The sequence below is a fragment of the Enterococcus sp. NPDC086594 genome, from assembly GCF_044746145.1.
GTDB classification, from domain to species: Bacteria; Bacillota; Bacilli; order Lactobacillales; family Enterococcaceae; genus Enterococcus_D; species Enterococcus_D entomosocium.
This window is the reverse complement of record NZ_JBIVBP010000001.1, coordinates 159,427-160,069: the sequence shown is the minus strand read 5'-3', so window position 1 is coordinate 160,069 and position 643 is coordinate 159,427. Positions and strand designations below refer to the sequence as shown.

General features: G+C 47.4%; 1 protein-coding gene. It reads left to right on the top strand.

Features of this window, described 5'->3' with window-relative positions:
* Window positions 1-643: MucBP domain-containing protein (locus tag ACIPK1_RS00740; RefSeq protein ID WP_400449984.1), on the top strand; the 643-nt coding region annotated here is incomplete at both ends.

Sequence of the window (643 nt, the reverse complement as noted above, 5' to 3'; positions counted from 1 at the left end):
CAGCACCAGTGACGGTCAAGTATGAAGATACCGAAGGAAATCAACTGTCGACACCGACGATCTTAAGCGGGAAAGTTGGTCTGCCATACGAGAGTGAACCAAAAGAAATTCCAGGCTGGTATGTGCCAGAAACTCCGAGTAATGCTCGTGGGATTTTTGGCGAAGAAGCGCAGGAAGTGGTCTATGTCTATGACCGCTCTGATGCGGCACCAGTGACGGTCAAGTATGAAGATACCGAAGGAAATCAATTGTCAGAACCTACGATTCTAAGCGGGAAAGTTGGTCTGCCATATGAAAGCGAACCAAAAGAAATACCTGGTTGGTATGTGCCAGAAATGCCAAGTAATGCTCATGGAATTTTTGGTGAAGACCCACAGGAAGTGCTCTATGTTTACGATCGATCGGATGCAGCACCTGTAACCGTCAAGTATGAGGATGCCGAAGGAAATCAACTTTCGGAACCAACGATTCTAAGCGGGAAAGTTGGTCTGCCCTACGAGAGCGAGCCCAAAGAAATTCCAGGTTGGTATGTGCCAGAAACTCCGAGTAATGCTCATGGAATTTTTGGTGAAGACCCACAGGAAGTGCTCTATGTTTACGATCGATCGGATGCAGCACCTGTAACCGTCAAGTATGAGGATGC